The sequence below is a fragment of the Lactiplantibacillus songbeiensis genome, assembly GCF_005405125.1.
Classification (GTDB): domain Bacteria; phylum Bacillota; class Bacilli; order Lactobacillales; family Lactobacillaceae; genus Lactiplantibacillus; species Lactiplantibacillus songbeiensis.
In genome coordinates this window covers 34,040-58,643 of the sequence record NZ_BJDL01000024.1, presented here as the reverse complement: position 1 = coordinate 58,643, position 24,604 = coordinate 34,040, and the positions used below count along the sequence as shown (strand labels likewise).

27 protein-coding genes, 2 tRNA genes and 1 other RNA gene are annotated in these 24,604 nt (G+C 43.0%); 12 read left to right on the top strand and 18 right to left on the bottom strand.

Features of this window, described 5'->3' with window-relative positions:
• Positions 1–58: 58 nt before the first annotated feature.
• The 7 genes from FFM77_RS10085 to FFM77_RS10055 form a co-directional block, all read right to left on the bottom strand.
• Positions 59–1,456, bottom strand: a complete 1,398-nt coding sequence (locus tag FFM77_RS10085) for a virulence-associated E family protein (RefSeq protein ID WP_137635650.1) — start codon at positions 1,454–1,456, stop codon at positions 59–61.
• 41 nt (positions 1,457–1,497) lie between these two features.
• The gene (locus tag FFM77_RS10080; RefSeq protein WP_137635631.1) at positions 1,498–2,268 is read right to left on the bottom strand and encodes a bifunctional DNA primase/polymerase; all 771 of its coding nucleotides are present in this window, start codon (positions 2,266–2,268) and stop codon (positions 1,498–1,500) included.
• Between the two features lie 2 nt (positions 2,269–2,270).
• Entirely contained in the window at positions 2,271–2,564 is a 294-nt protein-coding gene (locus tag FFM77_RS10075; RefSeq protein ID WP_137635630.1) for a hypothetical protein, read from the bottom strand.
• A gap of 141 nt (positions 2,565–2,705) precedes the next feature.
• A complete protein-coding gene (locus FFM77_RS10070) occupies positions 2,706–3,008 on the bottom strand; it encodes a hypothetical protein (RefSeq protein ID WP_137635629.1) in 303 nt (100 codons plus the stop codon).
• Positions 3,009–3,074: 66 nt separating this feature from the next.
• A complete protein-coding gene (locus FFM77_RS10065) occupies positions 3,075–3,365 on the bottom strand; it encodes a helix-turn-helix domain-containing protein (protein ID WP_137635628.1) in 291 nt (96 codons plus the stop codon).
• Positions 3,366–3,379: 14 nt separating this feature from the next.
• Positions 3,380–4,063 (bottom strand): Rha family transcriptional regulator, encoded by a 684-nt coding sequence (locus FFM77_RS10060; RefSeq protein WP_137635627.1) that lies wholly within the window; start codon positions 4,061–4,063, stop codon positions 3,380–3,382.
• Positions 4,064–4,075: 12 nt separating this feature from the next.
• A complete protein-coding gene (locus FFM77_RS10055) occupies positions 4,076–4,285 on the bottom strand; it encodes a helix-turn-helix domain-containing protein (protein WP_137635626.1) in 210 nt (69 codons plus the stop codon).
• A gap of 147 nt (positions 4,286–4,432) precedes the next feature.
• Between FFM77_RS10055 and FFM77_RS10050 the strand changes: the two genes are divergently transcribed.
• Positions 4,433–5,089 carry a helix-turn-helix domain-containing protein gene (locus FFM77_RS10050; RefSeq protein ID WP_137635625.1) on the top strand — a complete coding sequence of 219 codons (657 nt, stop codon included), beginning with the start codon at positions 4,433–4,435 and terminating at the stop codon, positions 5,087–5,089.
• A gap of 56 nt (positions 5,090–5,145) precedes the next feature.
• Positions 5,146–6,291, top strand: a complete 1,146-nt coding sequence (locus FFM77_RS10045) for a site-specific integrase (protein ID WP_171001603.1) — start codon at positions 5,146–5,148, stop codon at positions 6,289–6,291.
• 154 nt (positions 6,292–6,445) lie between these two features.
• Here FFM77_RS10045 and FFM77_RS10040 read toward each other — a convergent pair.
• A tRNA-Gln gene (locus tag FFM77_RS10040) sits at positions 6,446–6,518 on the bottom strand.
• Positions 6,519–6,633: 115 nt separating this feature from the next.
• Between FFM77_RS10040 and FFM77_RS10035 the strand changes: the two genes are divergently transcribed.
• The 6 genes from FFM77_RS10035 to FFM77_RS10010 all read left to right on the top strand — a co-directional run bounded on the left by FFM77_RS10035 (position 6,634) and on the right by FFM77_RS10010 (position 9,630).
• Entirely contained in the window at positions 6,634–6,840 is a 207-nt protein-coding gene (locus tag FFM77_RS10035) for a hypothetical protein (RefSeq protein ID WP_137635624.1), read from the top strand.
• Positions 6,841–6,885: 45 nt separating this feature from the next.
• Positions 6,886–6,958, top strand: a tRNA-Glu gene (locus FFM77_RS10030).
• A gap of 298 nt (positions 6,959–7,256) precedes the next feature.
• Positions 7,257–8,333 carry an NCS2 family permease gene (locus FFM77_RS10025; protein ID WP_137635623.1) on the top strand — a complete coding sequence of 359 codons (1,077 nt, stop codon included), beginning with the start codon at positions 7,257–7,259 and terminating at the stop codon, positions 8,331–8,333.
• 2 nt (positions 8,334–8,335) lie between these two features.
• Complete coding sequence (locus FFM77_RS10020) at positions 8,336–8,890, top strand: phosphoribosyltransferase family protein (RefSeq protein ID WP_137635622.1); 555 nt, start codon at positions 8,336–8,338, stop codon at positions 8,888–8,890.
• Between the two features lie 210 nt (positions 8,891–9,100).
• Entirely contained in the window at positions 9,101–9,334 is a 234-nt protein-coding gene (locus FFM77_RS10015) for a hypothetical protein (protein WP_137635621.1), read from the top strand.
• A 23-nt stretch (positions 9,335–9,357) separates the two neighbouring features.
• Positions 9,358–9,630: a hypothetical protein gene (locus FFM77_RS10010; protein ID WP_137635620.1), complete on the top strand. Its 273-nt coding sequence runs from the start codon at positions 9,358–9,360 to the stop codon at positions 9,628–9,630.
• 97 nt (positions 9,631–9,727) lie between these two features.
• On the opposite strand, the gene FFM77_RS10005 is transcribed toward FFM77_RS10010, so the two are convergent.
• From FFM77_RS10005 to FFM77_RS09980, 6 genes are all read right to left on the bottom strand, one after another.
• On the bottom strand, positions 9,728–9,919 hold the full coding sequence (locus tag FFM77_RS10005) for a hypothetical protein (RefSeq protein WP_137635619.1): 192 nt from the start codon (positions 9,917–9,919) through the stop codon (positions 9,728–9,730).
• Between the two features lie 395 nt (positions 9,920–10,314).
• Positions 10,315–11,664, bottom strand: coding sequence for a glucose-6-phosphate isomerase (locus FFM77_RS10000; RefSeq protein ID WP_137635618.1), 1,350 nt, complete (start codon positions 11,662–11,664; stop codon positions 10,315–10,317).
• 223 nt (positions 11,665–11,887) lie between these two features.
• Positions 11,888–12,745 carry a GRP family sugar transporter gene (locus FFM77_RS09995; protein ID WP_137635617.1) on the bottom strand — a complete coding sequence of 286 codons (858 nt, stop codon included), beginning with the start codon at positions 12,743–12,745 and terminating at the stop codon, positions 11,888–11,890.
• Positions 12,746–12,981: 236 nt separating this feature from the next.
• The gene (locus tag FFM77_RS09990) at positions 12,982–14,163 is read right to left on the bottom strand and encodes a class I SAM-dependent methyltransferase (RefSeq protein WP_137635616.1); all 1,182 of its coding nucleotides are present in this window, start codon (positions 14,161–14,163) and stop codon (positions 12,982–12,984) included.
• A 369-nt stretch (positions 14,164–14,532) separates the two neighbouring features.
• On the bottom strand, positions 14,533–16,050 hold the full coding sequence (locus FFM77_RS09985) for a sensor histidine kinase (RefSeq protein WP_137635615.1): 1,518 nt from the start codon (positions 16,048–16,050) through the stop codon (positions 14,533–14,535).
• Positions 16,047–16,775 (bottom strand): response regulator transcription factor, encoded by a 729-nt coding sequence (locus FFM77_RS09980; RefSeq protein ID WP_137635614.1) that lies wholly within the window; start codon positions 16,773–16,775, stop codon positions 16,047–16,049. The genes FFM77_RS09985 and FFM77_RS09980 overlap by 4 nt, the downstream gene beginning before the upstream one ends.
• 398 nt (positions 16,776–17,173) lie before the next feature.
• Here FFM77_RS09980 and FFM77_RS09975 point away from each other — a divergent pair, with 398 nt between their 5' ends.
• Positions 17,174–17,806, top strand: a complete 633-nt coding sequence (locus FFM77_RS09975; protein ID WP_137635613.1) for a pentapeptide repeat-containing protein — start codon at positions 17,174–17,176, stop codon at positions 17,804–17,806.
• Positions 17,807–17,864: 58 nt separating this feature from the next.
• Here the strand turns inward: FFM77_RS09975 and FFM77_RS09970 are convergent, their stop codons facing one another.
• A complete protein-coding gene (locus FFM77_RS09970; protein ID WP_137635612.1) occupies positions 17,865–19,208 on the bottom strand; it encodes a PFL family protein in 1,344 nt (447 codons plus the stop codon).
• Between the two features lie 8 nt (positions 19,209–19,216).
• Positions 19,217–19,486, bottom strand: coding sequence for an ACT domain-containing protein (locus tag FFM77_RS09965; RefSeq protein WP_137635611.1), 270 nt, complete (start codon positions 19,484–19,486; stop codon positions 19,217–19,219).
• 272 nt (positions 19,487–19,758) lie between these two features.
• On the opposite strand from FFM77_RS09965, the gene FFM77_RS09960 reads away from it, so the two are divergent.
• Together FFM77_RS09960 and ssrA are read left to right on the top strand one after the other, a co-directional pair.
• On the top strand, positions 19,759–20,688 hold the full coding sequence (locus tag FFM77_RS09960) for a DMT family transporter (RefSeq protein ID WP_137635610.1): 930 nt from the start codon (positions 19,759–19,761) through the stop codon (positions 20,686–20,688).
• A gap of 70 nt (positions 20,689–20,758) precedes the next feature.
• Positions 20,759–21,127, top strand: a transfer-messenger RNA (tmRNA) gene (gene ssrA, locus FFM77_RS09955).
• Positions 21,128–21,238: 111 nt separating this feature from the next.
• Here ssrA and FFM77_RS09950 read toward each other — a convergent pair.
• Complete coding sequence (locus tag FFM77_RS09950) at positions 21,239–21,796, bottom strand: ECF transporter S component (protein ID WP_137635609.1); 558 nt, start codon at positions 21,794–21,796, stop codon at positions 21,239–21,241.
• 168 nt (positions 21,797–21,964) lie between these two features.
• A complete protein-coding gene (locus FFM77_RS09945; RefSeq protein ID WP_137635608.1) occupies positions 21,965–23,500 on the bottom strand; it encodes an FAD-dependent oxidoreductase in 1,536 nt (511 codons plus the stop codon).
• A 204-nt stretch (positions 23,501–23,704) separates the two neighbouring features.
• On the opposite strand from FFM77_RS09945, the gene FFM77_RS09940 reads away from it, so the two are divergent.
• On the top strand, positions 23,705–24,598 hold the full coding sequence (locus FFM77_RS09940) for a LysR family transcriptional regulator (RefSeq protein WP_137635607.1): 894 nt from the start codon (positions 23,705–23,707) through the stop codon (positions 24,596–24,598).
• The last annotated feature ends 6 nt before the right edge of the window (positions 24,599–24,604 follow it).

Genomic DNA, 24,604 nt, shown 5'->3' with positions numbered 1-24,604 from the left:
ATATCAACCTTTACACAGGTTACACACTATACACAGGTAGTTTAATAAAGAGTTAGTATTAATTGTTAATACGCTGATAGCCTCGACCACGTTTACCATTAATCACAATATTGGTCTTATACTGCCATCCCTGCATATTATCCATGATTAGCTTAATTTTCTTAGCGTCGCCATTAGTTCGCCCGGCTAGATACTTTTCTGCTTGCCGGTCAAAAACGACTGCCAATATTTCAAGGGTCGTTGTTTGCTTGATTAGTTCCCGATCGTGGTCTAACTTTGCATTTAACCAATTGTCAGCATTAGGCTCTATTACTCCACCATTATTAATGGTAGTAAAATACGAATGCTTAACGCTTGTTGTTAGTTTTTCCCAGTTAGTCGGCACTAACATTTCAAGGTAATCAGCAATTGCATCTTTCATCGGATCAATTACTTGAGCTTCTTGCTGATATGGCTTAGCTTCCCTAATAGTCTGCTGATCAAAATAAAGCTTTTCACCAGCATCAACCCACACTTTAACTTCTGCCAAAGTCTGCAAAATATCGTTTTTATCAGACTTTAGAGGGTTCTTTGTTGCCGGATTAATACCGCACCGAATCGGATAAAATCGCCGCTCCCCGGTTATATCTTTTAAAAAGTCATGTTGATTAGTCGAACCAATAAAAACACTCTTTCGGGGATGCTGGGTAGCATAACGCCCGTAGCTATTCCGGTAGTAATCGGATGTTGCACTAGTAAAGTTTTTCATCGTCTCAATATCAGTCTTTTGCATGGCTGATAACTCGGCCAATTCTATGATCCAGCTCCCCGTTAACTTTTGATAGTCGTCTTTCTGTTTTCCCATCGTCTTTAGACTGTCATTGAAATAATCAGGATACAAATTTTTAACTGTGGTACTTTTACCTAGCCCTTGACCACCATCTAACATGGGAATAATTTCAAACTTAATCCCCGGTCGGTAAACTCTGGTTACTGCACCAGCTAACCATTTACGTGTAACCATTCGTGTATAGTGATTATCCTCTGCTCCTAGGTAATCAATAAAAAAGCTTTCTGCTCGGGGATGTCCATCCCACTTTGCAGATTCGATGCGATTTTTAACTGGATCAACCGGATTTAGCCTAGCAACACGTATCATTGCATCAAACACGTTATCTTTTGAAAAAAGTAAATTGTATCGTTCATCAAAGTAGGCTCTTAACAGAGAGTCGTCCGTGTCTTGCCAGTCGCCTTTCAGCAACCCGGTAACCTTATTAGATTTTAGCTTCACAACCTTCTCTGAAAACTCATCATAGGCTAGTACACCTTTTAAATTAGGGTCGTTTTCAATATACAATCGGATGTTAAACAATGACCCTCGTTTAATGCCTCCGCTATCGGTTTTCCTCAAACTTTCTTGCCATTCAGCGCCCTTAATCGGCGTTACATTATTAATACGTTTATCACGCTGCTGCATCGCTGCTTTAATATCACTATCCTGCGCCACACTCTCACCTCCTAAACACGCTTAATAATTGATCTAAAAATTGTGTTAACCTCTTTATCTGGCAACGGTGGCTTTAGTTGGCTGTTGGCATATTGCAATAACTCATAGGCCGTAACACTCTGACACCCTGTATTAAAGATTTTGCCCAACAGCGACGTTAGAAAACTATTGCGATTGCCCTCACTCGTACCAGCTACTAGTTCATCTAGTACCCGTCCCGTCCAAGTCTTGTGGATGTTAGAGGCACGTTCTGGTGCCTCGTTCATCCTTTGACTGGGCAACAGGTCACGAATTAACCACTGTGGCGCCGGTCTAATCGAGTTGCTCGGATCAACAGCTTGATAGTAATGGTCGTCTATCTGGCTCGGTGCAATCATTACAAAATCATGCAATACATCAACGGCCGGATATAGATTAGTTCGGCGGCGGACGCTTAACGGATCCGTCAACTTAAAAAAGTAATGCAGTCCGTCATTGGGCGTCCGTTCAATATAGGTATCTCCCGGCAATCGCTTGCCTTCTTGATTGAGCCTTCTAAGCGTAGCCACGCCGTCAGTTTGCCCATGCCTATCTACATCAACTACTAATAAGCCGGCCGTATCTAATCGCATCCCTAGGTTTAGTCTCGGGACGTGTTCAAACCAGCCGCCAATAGTCTGTAAATCAGTAGTGGCATCCAGATAACCCCGACTGCCTTTAAATGGTGCCTTACTATTGGAAGCAAGCGGGAAGATTGAAATACCAGCGCCAGCCAGTTTTAACGCGCGTTCTTTAGTATCCATGCTTATGCCTCCCGTAGTTTACCACCGTGGAACTTCGGTAATTTCTCATCAATCTGTTGTTGCTCAATGCTTTCTAGCATCTTCTCGATTGCGGCCGTCTTGTCCTGTAACATCCAGCCTAGCCCTGCGATTGAGTCAATCATGCGGGTAAGCTCGCTAGTTACCTCTAAGGCCGTTGTGTTGTCGTGGTGGTACTCGTTGGCAACGTTCTGTAACTCGTTAACCATTTCAACGGCTGCATATAACATATAATCAACTTGGGCTAGTTCTCCTTGTGCATCATCTAATAAATCCATTGTCTTTTTTCCTCATTTCTTGATATAATGAGGGCAACTTAAAAGGTTCATCCGTTCAGATAAACCGATCCAAGTCCGTGCTACTCGCCAAAGTAAAGCACGGATTTTTTTGTACCCTCAATCATGGCCAATACTCCTATATCACCGTAGTAAATCATTAAGGAACGTCTTAGCGCTCTTCATGGCAGCGGATGCCTTTGTTAGCTGCTGTATCTGTTCGTTTAGTTCCTTATCGAATAACGATAGGAAAGAATCAAACTCGGTCGCTAGCAAATCATCATCCGATACTAGTTGTGACAACTTGCGCCGCCGTTCCTCAACAAAATCACGTTGTACCTCAATTCCAGCTATTGAGCCAGCTACTTTAGCCGTCTGCTCGGATAACTTGGATTGAACCTCACACATCTTGTTCAACTTATCGCCATCAAAACCAATTACACTCATCAGTGCGCCTCCATTATCAGTAAGCCAATTAGTTGCAATCATCAAACACCGCTCGCCAGCCGGATTTTAGTTTGTTATTGATCCATTGTGTAAGATAAATGCGTCAAGATCGCGCTTGTTAAATAAAGTCGTGCCGTGAATGACGTGGGCGGGTAGTCCGTCTTCCTTGATCCAAGAACTAAACGTGTTAGAGCTCACGCCGCAATACTTGGCTGCTTGTCCTTTTCTAAGCCATTTCTGACTAACACCAGCATCACGCTTGGCAGTCTCGACTGAATCAGAGACCAGATTGTAAACGAAACTCTGCAATGACTTGGCCTGTTTGTCCGGTAAGATTACTTGTAGCTGTTCACTCATGATATTTCACCTCCTTAATTGGTAGGAGTGACGGCATTAGCGGGTAGGGTCAATCGGATGCGATAAATCACACCTTGAATTGCGAGAGCTTGCTTAATCTGCTGGTAGTCCATCTTCATTTCAAGCAGATTAGTGATCTGGCTCTTAACTTTCCTCACGGCGTCCGCCTCGTCAGCACTTAGATAGCTGGTAATCGCATCCGTCTTAGGAATACTCCGAGCCCGCCGCAATTCGTTCACGTTGACGCCTAACGCATTCTTATAGACAAGCTTGTTGATGTTGGCATAAAGATGATGATGCTCATCAAGGGCGGGGCTGTCTGCAATGGCGCTCTGCAATCCTTTTGAGAATTCCTTGCCTAGCTCAAACTTAGCCCGCCGTTCAATTAGAGCTTGTTTCATTGAGGCGAATTGCTTAACAAGTCGCTCTTGAAAGTCCTCAACCTGTGGTGTGTTGTTCAAATAGAAAAACAGCATCATCGCCTGTTGTTCGTTCAAACGATAGTAAGTAGTACTCTGACCGCTCGGTAAAGGTTCCACTATCAACGGAACCTTTCCAAAGTGTTCTAATCTGGCAATGTGATTTTGAATAGTTTGTTTAATTGAATTGCGTTTAATTCCAATATTTTCAGCGATGATGTCGCTACTGGTAAACGGCTCGGCATCTAATCGCTGTGACGTTAACACTACTAAGTCCATCGGCGTGCCTCTTTACTTGTCTGGCGCTTGTGGCGTGTATTCAATAAGTTCACTTAGCGAAATCTGTAAACAATCACAAATTTTCTTTAACGTATCCAGTCGGACTGAATCAGCCTTGCGGTGATAAATAGTAGAAATTGTGCCACGACTCAAGCCCGTTTCTTCCGATACATAGCCAATTGTTAAAAGTCGCTCTCCTAAAATGATTGATAAATTATTCATATTTGCACCTCACAATGTGTATTTGCACTTTCATATTATCAAGAGCAAATATAGATTAACACGGATGTACAACTATTTCAATGTTTAAACACACAATGTAATTGATAAATGATATAATTACTGCAGATTTATCAAGGAGGATTTTATATGTTAGCAAATAGACTTAGCGTCTTACTAGCTGAAAGGCAACTTACTATTAAGCAGGTCGTTGACGAGACAAAAATTTCACGCAATACTATTTCAAATATCACTAATAATATTAATGCCAATATTTCAACAGAAACCATTGATACTTTATGTCGTTATCTCGAAGTTACCCCATCCGATTTCTTTTCTTTCAGTCCTTATAAATTCCGACTAGGTTTTGCAGAATCGTATGATGATGAAAAGATGATCCTATTTGATGTATCGAAAGGAAGAACGGAACAAATGTATCAACTACAACTTGTATTTATTGTTGACAGCCGCTGGTTCGATGAATCGGCGCCGCTAGATACTTTTGACTTATACGTTGATATAGAAGAAGAAAATTCTAAGGATAACGAACTCATAGGTATCTTTAACGAGCTACCTGTAGTATTTAAAAACGAAGTAACCAATACAATATTGACTAAAATTTCTGATGCATTACAGAAGTATACCTATATCACAAGGGATGCAGATTTTAATAATCAACAAAAACGTAAGTCTGTAAATGATTATCTATTGAGCTTAAAACCAAATGAAGTATCTGTGCTTGTACGACTTCCTTGGGGGGATTATTCAAAAAAATTAGATACAAAGAAACTGGCTTTTATCAAATAGATTGTAATTTTCCTACATATCATGCTCGCCGGCCGGTATGAAAGGAACAATCAATCATGGCAACAATTAATCAGTATAAAACTAAGTCCGGTCTGGCTCGTTGGGAGGCTTTCTCAATGGCTGGTAAGGATGATGACGGTAACTATAAACGGATGCACAAACGAGGCTTTAAAACGAAAAAGGAAGCCCAATTATGGACTTCCAATTTACAAGTTAGCCTTGATAAACAAGGATTCGTAGCAACTAATGATGTTACTTTTGAAGAACTATATAATCGTTGGTTCGAGGATTATAAGCAAGGTGTGAAAGAATCAACGTGGGCAAAGACAGAGGATATTTTTAGGCTCCATATTATCCCCGTATTGGGTTCCAAAAAGATTAAGAGACTAACAGTACCACAGTGTCAGAAAGTCGTTCACGACTGGTTTAAGGCTGGTTTTAAGCATTATCGCCGTTTTAGAAGCTCCGCCAGTACGGTTTTTGATTATGGTATCCGTATGGAACTAATCTCACGCAATCCGATGGCTAAAACTAGCATACCTAAGCGGAAAGATATAGACGATGCACCGGCGTTCGACTTCTACGAAAAGGCCGAATTAACTAAGTTCCTTAATAGTGCCTACTTGTATGATGATATGGAGCCATTTACTTTCTTTCGACTACTGTCATACACTGGCATGCGGAAAGGCGAAGCACTAGCACTCCGTTGGTCTGATCTAAACTTTGATACTAATGAGATCAGCATTAGCCGGACTGAATCCAAAGGTAAGGACGGTCGCTTACTCATCCAAACGCCTAAAACTAAGACTAGCCGTAGAACGATTGTGGTTGATAAGAAAACGATGCACTGGTTACGAAAGTGGAAAGTGAGCCAAGCTACTTTTTATCTTGAGCAAGGCTATAACGTTCACGGTGCTAAGCAACTCGTTTTTTCGAACGAGTACAATCAATTATTACAGCCAAGTGTTCCTGACCATTGGAATCGGAGTATCTGCAAGGCGTACGGCCTGCGACGTATTAAGATACATGCTTTCCGGCATACATTTTGCTCGCTGGCGTTTGCTGGTGGTGCTGAATTGGTGGCTGTGTCTAAAATGCTGGGGCACGCTAATCTTAATATTACCCAACAAGTCTACTTGCACGTTACTAAGCAGCAGAAAGCCGATGTTGCAGAGAAATTAGACCAATTCATGAGTATCTAACTGTTTTTGTAACATTCCAGCTTTTAACGTTCCCGTGGTGCAAAAATGGTGCAAAAAGTTTGCACCACGGTACACGCTGTTGAATTTTAAAGAAATAAAAAAGCCGTCATACGAGGTATTAGGCACCTCATTGACGACTTAGAAAACTATAAAATTGGGTATACTGGGCTCGAACCAGTAAATTACGGATTCAGAGTCCGCTGCCTTACCAATTTGGCGAATACCCAATAAACAACTATTCAATCTTAACTTTAAGATGAAATCATGTCAAGGATTACCAGAAAATTACTTGAATTTTGTCGCTAAGACCGTCAAACTACAGTTATGAGGAAGTGACGAATCATGACTCAAAATGAATTAACGCGGTGGTTCAACCACTTGCGACAACAATTAATCGTCTGGGCCGTTACCGCAGTTGGCCTTGCCGTTATGCGGACTTTTTTGTTGCCGCAACTGCTGACCTTTGTCTTTTGGTGTAGTGTTATCTATTGCCTATTTCTATTTATCGCCCTATGTGTCGTCACTATTATGCGTCTGCATTCTAAATGAACGATTGACAAGCGTCCTATCTTTCGGTAAGATGGTATTTGAATTTGCCCGCTGGTCAAATTGGTTAAGACGTCGCCCTCTCAAGGCGGAGTTACGGGTTCGATCCCCGTGCGGGCGATACTGATAAATTTTGGGAACTTAAAAAGCTTTGATAAAGACCGTTATGACGGTGTTTGTTAAAGCTTTTTTTGTTGTTTCAATCACCCCAATGACCTCATTTCAACCGTTTTAATAATGAATCTTGCTAAATCTGATAATTTAAGTTGTTTAAAGCCACTTCACTAAATGTTCACGTCTTATTTCTTAACATTTTTTCGTTCGTAAACTAATAAGTTCGTATTTTATCGCTATTTTTTCTTTTAAAATCATTCTATTAGTTGTATATTAGCATTATCACGAATGATGGGGTGAAGATAGTGCATTGGATAGCAGATTTACTCGCAGCAGTGGGAGTCGTCTTGAACGGCATCCCTCAAGGTATTATGGCCATGGCGTTAGGGTTCGCCGTTTTTCCAACTAGCTTTTCATTTGGCTTAGCCGCAATTGTGAACGGCATGACCGGTTCCGTCGCACCAATTTCATTTCAAGCTGAATCATTAGCCTTGACCGGACATCTAGGTCACAATCTCCGCGAACGGTCATCGATTATTTTATTTGGTGCCAGCATCATGCTAGTCATCGGTCTGACCGGCACGTTGAGCAAGATTGTTAGCTTATTAGGCTCACAGATTATGGGGGGCATGATGGCGGGCGTTGGTATTATGCTCGCCAAGCTGGCGTTACAGATGACCAAGCAAAACCGCCACTGCGGTTGGCTCTCGATTACTTTGGCCGTCATCACCTACGTTTTAACCAAGGACCTCGTTTGGACCATTGCGATTTCCGTGATTGGCACTAGTTTATACGCGGTCTTGGTTGAACATTACCATGAACAATTACCTGCTCACGTGACGGCGCGAAAGCTTCAACTCGTCAAACCACAATTCAATCTTAAAATTTTACGTGGCGCGCTCAGCTTGGCCTGTCTGAACATCGGCGCTAACATTTCTTACGGCTTGATCACCGGTCAAATGACTGGCCTTAAGCCCAATCCGGTTAACTTAAATCTTTTGACCAGTACCCAAGCCCTCGCCGACTTTGGGACCAGTCTATTAGGTGGCGCTCCAGTCGAAACGATTATCTCAGCCACGGCTAGCGCGCCGGAACCCGTCATCGCCGGTATTTTGATGATGGTCATCATGGCAATTATCCTCTTACTCGGCTGGTTGCCTAAAGTCGGTCAATATGTCCCGAGTACCTCAATCGCTGGCTTTTTGTTCATCCTTGGCGCAGTCGTCATATTTCCTGAAAATGCGACCGCCGCGATGCATGGGTCACTCAGTACGATCGCTGGCATCACCTTAGTTGTGACAGCCATTGTTGATCCGTTTACCGGCCTATTAACTGGGACGCTGCTAAAATTTGTTCTCCCATTATTGGGGTTAGGAGTTTAATCATGTCGACCACTTATACCTTAACGTTAGGCCCATTGACCCGACAATTACCATTAATCAGCTTAAATGCCACCACCACAATTGCTTCCTTTGTCTTGCTTGGTGACGCCGAATTGACCGCCTACGCCGCTGACCAACTCAATCAGCACCTCGCTAACATCGACTTTGACTACCTCGTGACGATGGAAAGCAAAGGCATTCCGTTAGCTCAGGCCCTCAGCCAGCTGACCCATCACCCGCGCTTCATCGTCCTCCGTAAAAGCGTCAAAGACTATATGCGCATGCCATTAATCACGCCAGTACAATCAATTACGACCAGTGCTGACCAAGAATTGGTCCTCGACGGCACTGACGCGGCCTTAATTCACGGTAAACGCGTTGTGATTGTTGACGATGTCATTAGTAGTGGCGGTTCCCTAGCGACTGCCCAGACGCTACTCATGGAAGCTGGTGCCAACGTTGTCCGTCAAATCGCTATCTTGGCAGAAGGCGACGCGGCCAAACGCACCGATATTGACTTTCTGGCACCCTTACCGTTATTTACGACCAAGAAATAATTATTTTCAACACTAAGAGCGTGGCAAAAGACCGGCTAACCAGTCTTTTGCCACGCTCTTCAGTTATCTGAATCAACAGTTACCGAACAAATTAGGGTTTACGCTTGGCATTCCGGGTTTATAATAGTAGTGTAGATTGTTTAACAACGTTAAGTTAACTTAGCGAATCAGAATTATTAAACCGTTTCAAACGTCAAAACAAAGGAGATCTTGTATTTGGTTTACAAAGATGTATTTGGGATTGATCACGAAGACTGCCACATCGTTCAAACACGGCATGAATTCAACCGTATCTTTATCATCGAAAATGCCGTTGGATCCCGATTCACTTGTATCAAAAAGGATGCGCCGCTAGAAAAGAAAATGTCTGGACATTGGAAGTATGCTAAAGCCAGTGACGCGCCTAAAAACTACGCGGTTCCTTACAAAGCTCAAAAGGGCTAAAAATCGCTAGAAAGAGGACTAAGATGCGACTTTACAAACCGTTAGCCAATCACGATGGCCGCGCTTACCGCCATGGTGATCGCCACATCAACCCCTTTTACGGCCAGCATGGTGCCGATTGGGTCAAAAATGGGAATGCCTCCCTTTATAATGCACAACACGAACATTCACCGGCCAACTCGCACATTCAAAAGCGGGTCAGCCGAATCGCGTTAACCATTTTATGGATCGTCATTGCCATTGTTGTGATGCTAGTTGGGGGCTTTATCGTCTATTCGTTGGCACTCAATCTTTAACTAAAAAAGAAGTTCCAAGCATAATCAGCTGTTTAGCTCATCATGCTTGGAATTTTTTTAGTGACCTGCACTGGTACTGGTCCAGGTCACCGTTAAGTCACTTTAAAAACGACTTCCGCGTTACCAAGCGATAAATAGCATCACTTAGTCCAACAATAAAGACCAAAATCAACCCCACAAACTTCAACCACGGCCAAGCTTGATCGATACTAGGCACTTTACTCCCAATCGCAAACACAATCAGGCCAGCCACAATCAATAAGCTTTCAACTAAATTCAATGTTTTCAATGACTCAACACCCCTTAAAAACTATTTTTTAATTTTCATATTTCAACAATGCTAATGACCAATCCACATGCTGATTAACTTCTACATCACTAGAACCCGATGCTCCCTTTTGAAATAAACAATCGCTATTTATGGTCACCCGTTAGTTAACGTCGGGCGGACCATAATTGGCTTAGTGGTGTCGTTTCACTTAGTCGATGGGGGCCTGGCTTTTGAGACCGCCTTTTGGCTCAAAAACGCGACCACCACGTTCCAGCCGATTATGGTCCAACCAAAGTGGCAAGATACCAATTCACAATGATATCATGCTCTATTATACCGTTCAAACAAAAAAACGCTCCTAAAATCGGCTTAATGCCCAATTCTAGGAACGTTTTAATTAATTTGCTAATTTATTATTTAAGACGGGAAGTTAATTCCTTAGTTAAATCTTCATAGCCAGGCTTGCCAAGTAAAGCAAACATATTGTTCTTGTAAGCTTCAACACCTGGTTGGTTGAATGGGTTGATCCCGTTCAAATAACCAGAAATAGCAACTGCAGCTTCGAAGAAGTAGATCATGTAGCCTAAAGTATAGGCATCTTGACCAGGGATGTTAATGACCATGTTAGGCACACCGCCATCAACGTGGGCCATAATAACCCCTTCAAAGGCTTTGGTGTTAACTTGAGCCATTGTCTTACCTTCAAGATACTTCAAGCCATCAAGGTTTTCGGTTTCTTTAGGAATGTCAACGTCACTAGTGGCGTTGTCAACTTTAACAACAGTTTCCATCAAGTTACGACGACCTTCTTGGATGTATTGACCCAATGAATGTAAGTCAGTCGTGAAGTTAGCTGATGATGGGTAGATCCCCTTTTGGTCTTTCCCTTCGGATTCGCCCATTAATTGTTTCCACCATTCTGAGAACATCGCCATATTTGGTTCGTAGTTTTCAAGAATTTCAGTGGTGTAACCTTTCCGGTATAAAATGTTCCGGAAAGCAGCATATTGGTAAGCTTCGTTCTTGGTCAAGTCATCATCTGAGTATTGACCTTGAGCATCCGCAGCACCCTTCATTAATGAATCGATGTCGCCACCTGAAACAGCAATTGGTAATAAACCAACTGGGGTTAAGACAGTGAAACGACCACCAACGTCATCAGGAATAACGAATGATTCGTAGCCTTCAGCGTCAGCTTCTTGCTTCAACGCACCGCGCTTGCGATCAGTTGTAGCGAAGATCCGACCCTTAGCTGCTTCTTCACCATACTTAGCAATTAACTTTTCTTTGAAGACCCGGAAAGCGATTGATGGTTCAGTCGTCGTCCCAGATTTTGAAATAATGTTAACTGAGAAGTCACGGTCGCCGATTAAATGAATTAAATCATTGACGTATGAAGATGAGATTGAGTTCCCAGCAAAGACAACTTGTGGGAATTTACGGTCTTCACGTGAAAGTGATGACCAGAATGTTTCATGTAAGAATTCAATGGCTGCCCGAGCGCCGAGGTATGAACCACCGATCCCGATTACCACCAAGACATCTGAGTCTGATTGAATCTTCTTTGCAGCCGCTTTGATGCGGGCAAATTCTTCCTTGTCGTAATCTGTTGGTAAGTTTAACCAGCCGCGGAAATCATTTCCGGCGCCAGTACCTTCACGCAGCTCCTTGTCAGCAGCTGTGACCATAGCTTGCATTTCGCCAAGTTCGTTATCGTGAACGAACTTAGTTAAATTAGAGCTGTCAAATGAAATGTGTGCCATTTACTATTACCTCTTTCTATACATATTTAACAACTCACATTATACAATACGAACGAACGGAATGAAAAGCGCTACCCCCGCCTTTTTCGTAAATTTTCGTAATTTATGTAAAAAACAAGCAAATTTATATAAAAAAAGACGTTGATAACCGTTAGCTATCAGCGTCATGACTACTTTTAAGTCATTCTCATATAATTTAACTAATTTACTAGTAAACCTTTTACTAAGCCTTCATCAAGGATAAGGCGACCCCGCCGACGATCACTAAGATCGAGCCAATGACGACATACACCATCTCGCGTTTGGTCTTATGCTCACCTAATAAGTAGATGCTCCCGAAAGTTGAGATGACGATTCCCATCTGTGATAAAGAGTAGGCAATCGCTTGACCAATCTGAGCCATCGCCATGAACATGAATAAGTTCCCGACACCCCAGACAACCCCAGTGACCAAGTTACGATAAGTCGCTTTTTCGGTCCAAGGCTTGTCCTTAAATGACCAGATCAGCGCCCCGATTAACATCCCCACCGCTTGGGGCATCACCACTGCTTGGGCATTGACGTTCCCATAATGTACCACGATCGTGTAGCCAGCGTAACCAATCGTTGATAAGATCAACGCCCGAATCCCGACACCCCAGTTTTCAGAGGTCCGACGATTCGGATCAGTCCGATCAGTCAATGACGTTAAGACGGCCCCACCAATCAAAACGATGACGGCAATGGAACCAATCCAATACATCCGGCCGTGCCATTCATTAAAGAGTAACACCCCGGCTAACGCGTTAGCGACCAGTTGCATCCCGGTGGAAATCGGTGTTGTCCGCGAAATTCCAACGGCCTTCATCGACGTGAATTGTTGCCCTTGACCAACACTCCAGAATAACCCGGAAATAATCCCGGTCATCCAAACGGCGGCGGTTAAAGCTGGTTGTTCGAACAACCATAAGACAATCCCAAATAATAGCGCACCCATGGTCATTCCCAGGGTTTGTTGGCGAGCGGTCCCGCCCATCTTACCACTAATTAAGCCGATACTGCCCCATGCAATTGCCGGAATCAGTGCAATTAGAATTCCCATTAAAATAATCCTCATTTCTCTATTTTCTCTGTCTGCCTAATGACAAAAAACAATTTTAACAGGAAAGTAAACGTTTTACCAGCACTAAACTGCGGTTACCAGCGTGATATTAAGATACTTGTATTTTCATGAATCCGTTTTCTTAGTGATAGGGACCGTTTCCAATTTATGAAAACGGTCCCTGAATGAAGCGTAAAAATTTTTTTAATTTAAACTTTTATGGCTAAAAACTAGCTTTATTTGTCTAAGTCCAAGACTAAAACTTTCAGATAGTTGCTAGCAACATAAGCCTTACGGGTGACAAAATCCGTTGGCAAACGGAAGGTTTCTGTCACCGTATACGTCCGATCACTACCGATGAAGGCATCATCAACGGCTTCATGGAACTTCTTCAATGAGAAGTTGTTCGCTGTCGTTGCAACGACTAATTGACCTTCCCGCCGAACAGTTGGCAAAGCTTGGGCCAATAAGTCGGTTAAGTCAGTCGCCACTTGGAACTTTTGCTTCTTGACCCGGGCAAACGTTGGTGCCGTCACGACAACCACGTCATAGCTCAAATGATGCTTAGCCGTATAGTCCAAATAGTTGGTGACCTCAATTGCCCGAATTTCGTGCTTATCCGGATCAATGTTGTTCATCGCTAATTGATCAGCAGTAGCAGCAGCACCCTTTTTATTGGTTTCGATTGAAATCGTCTTCGCAGCACCAGCAACGGCCGCAGCGGCGGTAATCCCGTTTTCTTGACTGAACAAGTTCAAAACGGTCTTTCCTTGTAATTCGGCACTCGCCAACCATTGACGGATTGGTCGCATATCGAGTAGTAGTCCAGTCGTCAAGTCATCTTGCAAGTGAACCGGATATGTCACATCGCCTTCAGTCACCAATAGTGGTTCTGGCGCTTCAGTCCCAGTCACAAGTTGACTCTTTAGGTTCGCTTCTTCAACATTGAAACGTAACTTGGCATAGATGCCTTTAAATTGATGATCAGTGGCCGTTTCAAACGCCGCGTAGATCATTTCTCGTTGTTGATAGACGCCTTCAGCATACCAAGTAAAGACATAATAATCGTCATAACGATCAATCGTGACCCCACCTAAGCCATCACCAGCCGCGTTGAAAACTCGTTGTGGCATGCTAGGATTCATGGTCGTTTCACGCCGAATTAAGGCTTGCTTGAATAATTTACGGAAATAATCAGTTGTTGGTGTTTGGGTTTCGTCTAAGCTTAACACCCAGCCTAGTTGCCGGCGGTGCTTGGCAATTAAAGCGTATCCCATAAATTGGGAACTCGCCATTAACGCCACAAATGAGCCATCCGTTAGCTTCATGTTGGGTTCTTTTAAGTCATCTTGGACTAATAACGGATAGCCGTCTTTAACTTTCCGTTGGGAATTACCAGTAATTTGTACTCTTTGCATAGATTTGTTTCTCCTATTCGTTCAGTTCTTATCTAAAGTAGCGGTAAATCGCTGTTCACAGCCGTTCTAAGTGTAACATATCTCGCTGGTTGACCGTTAGTTATTACTGACGGACTTTGCTGGTCACTCCGGGCTGGTTAAATTAGCTTTGCCCTTCTAGTTGAACCAGAACCGGTAGCCGGCAAAATGCCACGTCCATCCACTAGACCAATCTAAAAGAGAGCTGCCTTGACGACAACTCTCTTCATTAAATAACAGCTAACTTTGCCGTTGATCTAAAACTCGCTCACCTAAAAAGCAACCAACCTTTAAATAAACGGTCTACCTAAATCTAACTACCTTAGTAAAGAACAGCATTCCAAATTAAGCCTAATCTTCAATAATTGGTTTATCAAAGTCTTTATCCGGGAAAGTGACCGTAAAGCGCGTACCTTGGTTCGGTTCACTCTCAACTTCAATTGAACCACCATGTTGTTGGACCAATTGATGGGAAATCGCTAAGCCTAACCCAGATTCACCATACTTTGTGTTCTTCCGTGATGGATCAGCTTTGTAATAACGTTCCCAAATATTCTTCACTTGATCAGGCGTCATGCCGATTCCATGATCTTGAACCGAAATAACTGCGGCGTGTTCGCTACGACTAGCCGTAACTTCAATCGTGCCTTTTTGTGAGAACTGAATCGCATTTTGCATAATGTTGAATAAGACTTGCACAAAGCGGTCATAGTCCGCCCAGACCGGTAAATCATCTGGTGCTGTCAGCTCAAAGTGATCACCAGCAGCAGTCGCTTTCTTTGTGAGTTGTTCAACTAAGTTATGCAACACCTCAGCGCCATCAAAATTGGTCTTGTTCAAAGCAATTTGCCCCGTCCGAATCTTTTCATAGTCTAGATTCTCATTGACCAGTCGAATCAAACGCTTTGTTTCATTTTGCATCAATTCAATCGAATGCGCCTTATCCTCTTCAGGAATCGCATCGTAAGCCAAGCCTTCCAAAATCCCATTGATAGTCGTTAATGGCGTCCGCATCTCATGGGCAGCGTCAGCCATGAATTCACGGCGACGTTTTTCTTGCCGCTTGATCTCATCATCCGACGCCCGCAATGAACTGACCATGCCGTTAAAGTCATCGGCCAAATCATCGATTTCATCTTTATGATTACTCTCAACTTGAATGTCAAAGTCCCCACTAGCAACCGAATGCGTGGCATACCGCAGACGATTAATTCGGCGAACTGAATAACGCGCCAGAATAAAACTTAACAAGAGCGCCGCAATCCCCGAGACTAGCAAAGCGATAAACAAATTATTTTCAATCTGTTGTTCATTAGCTTGCAAGGTCTGCTCAAATGACCCAATCGAAATTGCGCCGACAAACTTCTTCGTGCTACCACTCTTATAAAACAACGGGACTAACACATCAATCGTCCGCAATGACGGTTTGTTAACCGGCCGATCATGATTACGCGACTTAAACGTCACGTGTGGCGACTTAGTAATCGTCTTATTTTGCTTCAGCTTTTTCCAATCACCCGCGGAGATACTCGGCGCATAAAACGAACCAGTGGGCATATTGCTTAAGCCTAAGCTATTCGGGTAAACAACTTTCTTGTTGGCATCATACACTGAAAAATGAATATGTTGATCTCGTAAGATTGCCGTGCCATCATTTAAGAACTGCTGATTAAAACCCACGACTTTGTGGGTGCGGGTATTATAGCGAATCGCTTCTTTTTCAATACTCGTCGCATACTGCTGTAATTGTTGCCACGAATTTTGATAGATCATCGTCTTGGTCGTGCGAATAAAGGCAAAGCCCAGCACCACAATCACCGTAATAATGACCGCAAAAAACGACAGCATCTGCTGATAGATCAGTTTCATTGAGCGTCCACTCCACTGTCATCAAACTTGTAGCCGACCCCCCAAACCGTTTGAATAATTTGTGGGCCCACTTTTTCAATCTTTTGCCGCAACTTCTTAATATGGGCATCGACGGTTCGTTCATCACCATAGTATTCATAATCCCAAACCAGTTGTAACAGCTGCTCACGAGAGAAGACTTGGCGCGGTTTTTGAGCCAGCGTCTTCAATAGATCAAATTCTTTTGGCGTTAAATCTTCAATTTGTTTGCCACCTAGATAAGCTTCACGCGTCTTGGTGTTTAACTTAAAGTGATCCGTCTGAACATCGAAATCACTGACCGCATCAGTAGCCGGTTCGGCGGGCGCAACTTTACTTAAGTCGGCGCGACGATGTAACGCTTTGATCCGGGCAATCAAAGTAATCGGTGAAAACGGCTTCGTGACATAGTCATCCGCACCCATTTCTAAGCCTAAGACTTGATCACTTTCTGAGTCGCGCGCCGTCAACATAATAATTGGTACAGTTGGTGATGCTTTGCGAATATCTGCACTAACTTGCATGCCATCTTTACCTGGCAAGTTCAAGTCCAACGTGACCATATCCCAGCCATCAACATCTTCATTGAACATCGTGACCGCTTCATTACCATCATAGGCAAAATGAGCGTCCCATTTTTCTTTTTTAAAAAACATCGCCATCATTTCTGAGACGGATTTATTATCTTCAATCATTAGTAATTTCATTTATAAAATTCCTCCAAGTTTATCGTTTAATATTGATAAATCTGTCTGGACAGTTTGCCAATTCACAAATTGTCAGTTAATCTAAGTCTAATCATACCCCACTTCAGGCTAATTATCAGTCCTAGTATATCAACAATTTGGTAACATGACGTGGCTGATTTGTGAAAAAAGTATGGCGACAATGTGCGAAAAAGCAGCACTTTTAAATAATCGTGTTAACGCTTGGTGCTAGTTGGCTTAAATTGCCACTCTGATTGGCCCAGAATCGGCTGGAACGTGGTGGCCGCGTTTGAGGCTTCAAAATGAGCGTTTTAGGAACCAACCGGCAGGCGTCAATTTTCGACTAGCTCCAAGTGTAATCGTGTTAATCTTAAACCATTACTAATAGGAGGTATTTCATGCAAACACCACAACTTGACCAAACCAATTTATCACCGCTGGCTTTTCAAACCATTTACACCGATGACGATCAGCTGCTATTGCAAGGCCATCTCAGCGGCGAAACGATTACCAACCAAACATTAGAACATCCGATTTTTGAACAATGTATCTTTGAAAATATGATGTTGACTGACAACAACTTCTATCGGGCCGAAGTCAGTGATGTGATTTTTAAAAATTGTGACCTCTCTAACTGTCAGTTCGAAAAAGCCGGTTTCTACCGAGTACAACTGATTAACTGTAAACTCGTGGGCACGACTTTTGATAAAGCCTTCATTAAAGAAGTCCAATTTGACCAGTGCAATCTGAACTTAGCAAATCTCAATGAAGCTAAGCTCACCAAGGTCACCTTTCAAGCCAGTCGCTTAACCGAAATCAACTGTATGGAAACAGCGTTAAAACAAGTCAAATTCACGCAATCCGATCTCAATAACGCCGACTTTACCAATACCAATTTACGCCAACTAGATTTATCAACTTGCCAATTCAGGGCACTACGGGTACAACCATTTGATATTCGGGGCTGTCATGTGAATGCGGAGCAAGCGCTCTACTTTGCAAATCAATTTTTAGAACTACGAATTGATTAAAAGCCACTCGACTGTTGGTCGGGCGGCTTTTTAGGTTGTCGAATTTCTGAATACAGGCTTAATTTTTAAACGAATGAATTGGAGCTGGAATATGCCCACCTCGCTGGATAAACGCTTGTGGTTGACTAGGATTAACGGCCATCACTGGTGCTCGCCCGAATAAGCCACCGAAGGCCACACTGTCCCCTACTTGTTTTCCCGTTGCCGGAATCACCCGGACCGCGGTCGTCTTATTGTTGATCATCCCAATCGCAGCTTCATCAGCGATCATCCCGCTAATCGATGCCGCCGTCGTATCACCGGGCACCGCAATCATATCCAATCCCACGGAACAGACCGCCGTCATCGCTTCTAGCTTTTCAACCCCCAGTCGACCCGCTTCGACCGCACGAATCATTTCGGCATCTTCAGAAACTGGAATAAAGGCGCCCGATAACCCACCAACGTGTTCGCAGGCCATCACGCCGCCTTTTTTAACGGCATCATTGAGTAAAGCTAACGCAGCCGTCGTTCCGGGCGCACCCACACTTTCTAAGCCAATCTCTTCTAAAATTTCCGCCACCGAATCACCTTCATTGGGAGTTGGCGCCAATGATAAGTCAACAATGCCAAAGGGTACATCTAATCGTTCAGCTGCAATTGAACCAACCAATTGACCCATCCGTGTCACTTTAAAAGCGGTCTTTTTAATCTGTTCCGAAACGATATCAATTGACTGACCGCGAACTTGTTCAAGGGCCCGCTTCACGACTCCCGGACCACTAATGCCGACATTAATCACTCGATCAGCTTCACCGACCCCATGAAAGGCCCCAGCCATAAACGGATTGTCATCCACAGCATTCGCGAAGACGACCAAGCTCATACAGTTGACGGGATCGTTCGCCGCAATCTGCTTAATGATACGGCCCATCTCGCCAACCGCATCTAAGTTAATCCCGGCCCGCGTCGAACCGATATTGACCGAACTGCAGACACGCTTGGTCTCCGCTAAAGCTTGGGGAATCGAGGCAATCAACTTGCGGTCACCACTTTGGTAGCCCTTTTGCACTAACGCTGAAAAACCACCAATTAAATCTACCCCCAGCGCTTCAGCCGCCCGTTCCATCGTCTGAGCATAGGCCACATAGTCTTGATCACCACTGGCCGCTGCAATTAAGGCAATTGGGGTGACTGCAATCCGTTTATTAATAATCGGCACACCGTATTCCGTTTGAATCTGATCAGCAACGGTCACCAAATCTTGCGCACTCGTTGTGATCTTGTCATAGATTTTCTGCCGGGCTTTGCCCCCATCACTGTCGATACAATCAAATAATGAGATGCCCATCGTAATCGTTCGAATATCCAGATTTTCTTCAGCTACCATTTGAATCGTTTCTAAAATTGCTTTTGCTTCCATGCCGTCACCTACAACTTTTGAATCGCGTCAAAAAGTTCCTGACGCTGAATATGAATCGTCAATCCAGTCTGTTGTCCTAACTGGTCCAGCGCGGTTTTAGCCGCTGCAAAGCTTAATTGTTCTGCGTCCCACTCACCAGATAACATCATCGTAAAGTTATGTGCCATCAACGTTTGCGAGATGTCGACAATATTGATTTTTAACGCGGCTAGTTTAGTAGCGACTGTTGCGACAATCCCGACTTGATCTTGACCAACGACCGTAATAATTGCTTTCATCAGGAACCCTCCAGATTAAAATTTAATAAGAAGCTTGTTTTGCTAATCATAGCATGTTGGTTAGTGGAAAGTACACTATTTTCAAATCCCAGTTTAATTGTCCGAATCATCAGCTGTCTAAACCGCTTACAATTATAATCCCATGAATAATCACTGAAATCACCGCGGTCAATGGTCGGCTTTTGCTATAATAAGCCTCGCTGCATTAATTTCGTTCGACATAAGGGGTTGGGTTTAAAAATGAATTTTATAACTAATGGGACGTGGCAAAAATGACGCGTCAACACCATTTAAAAGGCGTTTTACTTGCAAGTATCGCTTGTATTCTGTGGGGCATCTCCGGGGTCGCCGGTAGTACCGTCTTTCAACTAAATAGCCAAATCACCGCACTTTGGTTAACCCAAGTACGAATGATTAGTGCGGGGTTAATCCTCTTAATCATGGGCCAAGTGATGGGCGTCAAACCCATTAAGATTTGGCGCAACCGCCAAGATAGTCTGCGCTTAGTCAGTTATGGTCTGCTTGGACTCGTACCAGTCCAACTCTGCTACTTTGAAGCCGTTAAATACGGCAACGCACCAATTGCGACCATTATTCAATTTCTCGGACCATTTATTATTAGCATTTATTTCTTCTTATTTAAGCACGTCACACCACAACGTTCCGAAGCCATTGGGATGATTATGGCCTTCATTGGCACGTTGCTTATCGTGACGCACGGCCATTTAACTAGCTTGGCAATTTCGCCAGTCGTCCTCTTTTGGGGCGGCTTATCAGCGATTGGCGTTGCAACCAATACGTTGATTCCACGTCCGTTATTACAAAAGTACGGTTCGATTACGGTTACTGGCTGGGGACTATTGGTAGCTGGCATTTGCTTAAATATTTTCAAACCACTCTGGCAAGTTCACGTACAGTTAACCGGGACGGAAATTAGCCTGTTATTGGTGATCATTATTCTAGGAACCGTCATCCCATTCTTAATGTTTGCCAACAGTTTGAGCTACATTTTACCAACAACTGCCAGCTTGCTCGATGCCTTTGAACCACTAGCTGCGACCATCTTTTCAATTGCCTTTTTAAATGTGCAACTGACCGGTTTCGATTTATTCGGTGGCAGCTTGATTATTCTAGCCGTCATGGCCTTATCACTAAATGTTCGCAAGATGATGGGGTTATTGCATCGTCGTCGGACTGACTAAAAGCTGGGTCCATAAACATATTAGTTGGCAGAATGATAACGCTATGCTAAACTATATCTGTATCGAATTTGGGGATGTTCTGGATTCGACAGGTATAGTTTGAGTTCGGATTGCGCTTCGTGGTTGCGCCACGTAAAACCGCTCAGTTTATTTATAACTGCAAAAAATAATAACAATTCTTACGCTTTAGCTGCCTAAAAAGCGCTTAACGTAGATCCTCCTGAGATCGTCCATGTCTTAGATCTGGGTCCTAAATTTAGTGGACTTACGCTCAATGCTTCCACCTGGAGCAACGAGAAGAGACTAATCAGGTTAGTCATTGCTGGGTGCCCTGACATACGGCGTTTGTAATGGCGAACTTCAAATAGTATGAATATGAACGTAGATATCCGAAGGGCAATATGCTTGGACGCGAGTTCGACTCTCGCCATCTCCATCAGTTACCACAACGACCACTTACCAGAGGTGGTCGTTTTTTTTTTGCAAAAAAAGCGTTAGCCACGAAGACTAACGCAATCTATATGCCTTGATTGTAAATTTAGATTTAGGCTTACGGGTTAAAACGTTGCCGGCTAAAGCCTAACTTCACTAACAACATATACACAATCGGTACGATTAAAAAGCTGGCCACCGCATTGATTAACGCGGCTAATAAGCTCGTAAAGGCCCCAATCACTGCCACTTTTAACGTTGTCCCTACCATCAAAGCCTCGATAATCCCCGTCCCCCAAGACGTGATCAGCTTGATGATACCAGCCGCCAATGACACGATGAATAGGGTCGTTAAATGGTCTTCATCATAATCCAGCATCCGAAAGACCACACTGACAACCGCGGCTAAAATAATGGCTTCAATCACCGTTAACCACGCTGTTGCGGCATAGCCGTTTAAAATATCAAATAGCCCCAAACCAATCGCCCCAGCCGCGGCACCGTAACCGAAGCCTAAGTACATAACGGCTAAGATCGTCAAGGTATTGCCAAAATGAATAAACGGTCGTCCAACCACCGCTGGCAACGGAATCCGCAACACGCTGATTCCCACAAAAATAATTGCTGCAAATAGGCCTGCAAAGACTAACTTACGTAACTGATAATTCTTCCCCATAGTGTGCACCACTTTCCTTTTTGATAAAAATCATGACACCCCAACTTCATCGTCAATCCCCGTTGACTAATATGGTACCATTTAACGGACACTTTCGACTACTAAAATTACGTACAAAAAAAGTTATGATTCATCATCAATTTAACGAATCATAACTTAGCTATTTATTTAATTTTCAGCAGCCTGTTGACCGGCTAACCGTCCAAAGGTCTGCGCATGACTTGCAGCCAACCCAGGTACCCGATCTGGATAACTACCAAAGAAGAAACCACCACTATCATTTCCTGCAGCATATAAATGCTTAATTGGTTCATAAGCTGCATTCATAACTTCCATCTTTTTATTGACACGTAAACCATCTGAAGTACATAAGATACGGCCACCCAAAATGCAGCCATAGTACGGTTTCTTGTCAACTGGCGTTAAACGATAGGCTTCTTTACCGAAATCTTTATCAATATTATCTTTAACTAACTCGTTGTTACGGGCAACTGTTTTCTTCAACGCATCAATTGGTAAGTGTAATTTTTCAGCAAGTTCTTCAATCGTATCTGCTTTAACGACTAAACCCTTATCAACGTATTGTTGCGTATCGGCCTCTAGCTTTTCAGCACTTGCCATATATCCTGGAAACCCAACTCGAGCACAGCCAAGCGTATGGAATTGCTTAGCATATTCACCATAATTATCATCCCAAATCATTGCATACTGATAACCAGGCTGTTTGCTGGCAGCATTTACAATAAACTGATAAGGTACTGATTCATTGGCAAAACGCTCGCCACGCAAGTTGACCTTTAATAATGGGTGACTGCCCAGCCATAACCAGTCTTTATAAGTTGCGGTTTGGACATACATGTCATCAGTTTTAGTTCCAACTGGAACCAAACCACGATCAAAAATACATTCTGCCGGTTCTTCATCTTTGATTGCCCCGACATTCAAAGCCGATGTAATCCCTGCCCCATTATTTCGTGGGCTATCATTATAAACATTCTTCTTTAAAGCTAACGGATTCCATTGTTTTAATAAGTCTTTATTGGCCGAATAACCACCTGTACAAAGGATAACCCCTTTAGGTGCATTAACTTGGAAATACTCACCAGTTTTAACATCTTTAACAACGGCCCCAGTTACCATTTCATTAGTTTTTGTTAGCTCAACTAATGCTGTGTTGAATTGCAAATCAACACCTAATTCAGCAATCTTTTCTTGGAACCAATCCCCATAAGAGGTGAAAGTTTGATCATCAATCGTAGGGTCATTTTCGGTTGCAAAACCTTCATAAGCACTACTCGTCACCATCGCATCAGGTTCTGAACGTAGATGCGCACTATGTGGCTTTAAAATATTATCTTCAACCCAGTTAACCGCTTCGGCACTATGATTAGCCCAATGATAAATTAAGCCTTCATCAACATTATGTTGTGCAAAAGCAGCCAAGTATTCAACTAGGTCATATTTATTAATCGTTAAGCCGGCCCGCTTTTGAGCATTAGTGCCAACGCCACCTAATCCTAACCTTAGTAAATTAATGCTAGCTTCTTTTTCAACAATCATAACTTTGGCATGCTTTTCAGCTGCGGCAGCGGCAGCCATCATCCCAGCATTGCCTGCACCAACAACTAGGACATCTGTATTAATCACTTTTTTAATATCTGCTTTGGTAAACTCATTATGGTCAACGTTCCATTGATTTTTCATTTCAATTGCCTCCATCTTGTGAATATACAACTAACATTGCAACTAACTTGAATTTAATCCTAATGCCTCAATAACAGTTATTGACAGTTATCATTTTCACTGTTATCGCTTACATTGTTCATATTATCACGATATTTATGACCAGTGAAACACAAAAATGTTATTATTAATAAGTAATCCTTATTAATAATCGAGGCGAATTTTATGAATATCGATCATTTAAAGATTTTTATTAACTTAACTGAGACCCTTAACTTCTCACAAACCGCTAAAACGATGAACATTTCCCAATCCGCCGTTTCACAAGCCATCAAATCCATTGAAAATGAACTTGGCTTTGATTTATTTAAGCGTACTAAGCGCCAGGTGAATTTAACTAAAGGCGGTGAAGCCTTCAGCAAACGAATGACGATCATGCTCTCTAACTTTGATAAGGCGGTGATTGATAGTCGCGAAATTTCACAACGCGAACGTAGCGCCCTGACAATTGGGACAACTGGAACAACTTTTGAAGCCCATTTACTACCACTAATCATTAAAGACTTTCGGCTAAACTATCCAGATGTCAAAATCTATCTTGAATACTTCAGTCACAACCAACTTAAACAGCATTTACTTAATCAAGAGTGTGATCTTATCTTCACAACTATTGATGATATCCAAGCTGAAAAAGCATTTAATTTCACCCCATTGGTCACCGGCTACTTTTGCGCTTTAGTCCCGAAGACGAATCCTTTAAGTCGCCAGCCACGCTTAACTTTATCGGACTTTGGACACCAAAACTTAATCTTATTAAATGATGATTGGTGCCCACCACAACAGCTGAAACTACAAACCACCATCAAAGCAACCTGCACGACGCTAGAAACAACCTATGTTGATAATGTCGCGGTTGCAAATACGATGGTCGAGGCAGGTTTAGGAATTACAGTCATGCCCAACTTTATCAATTGCTCTAGCAAGAATCTGTTTACGGCTATCCCGTTAGACTATCATGCTACTTTAGCTTACGGAACTGCTACCTTAATCCCAACGCCAACCACTACAACTGCACGTTTCATTAAACAACTAGCGGCTTTCGATGGTTGGTCAAAATAATATCAG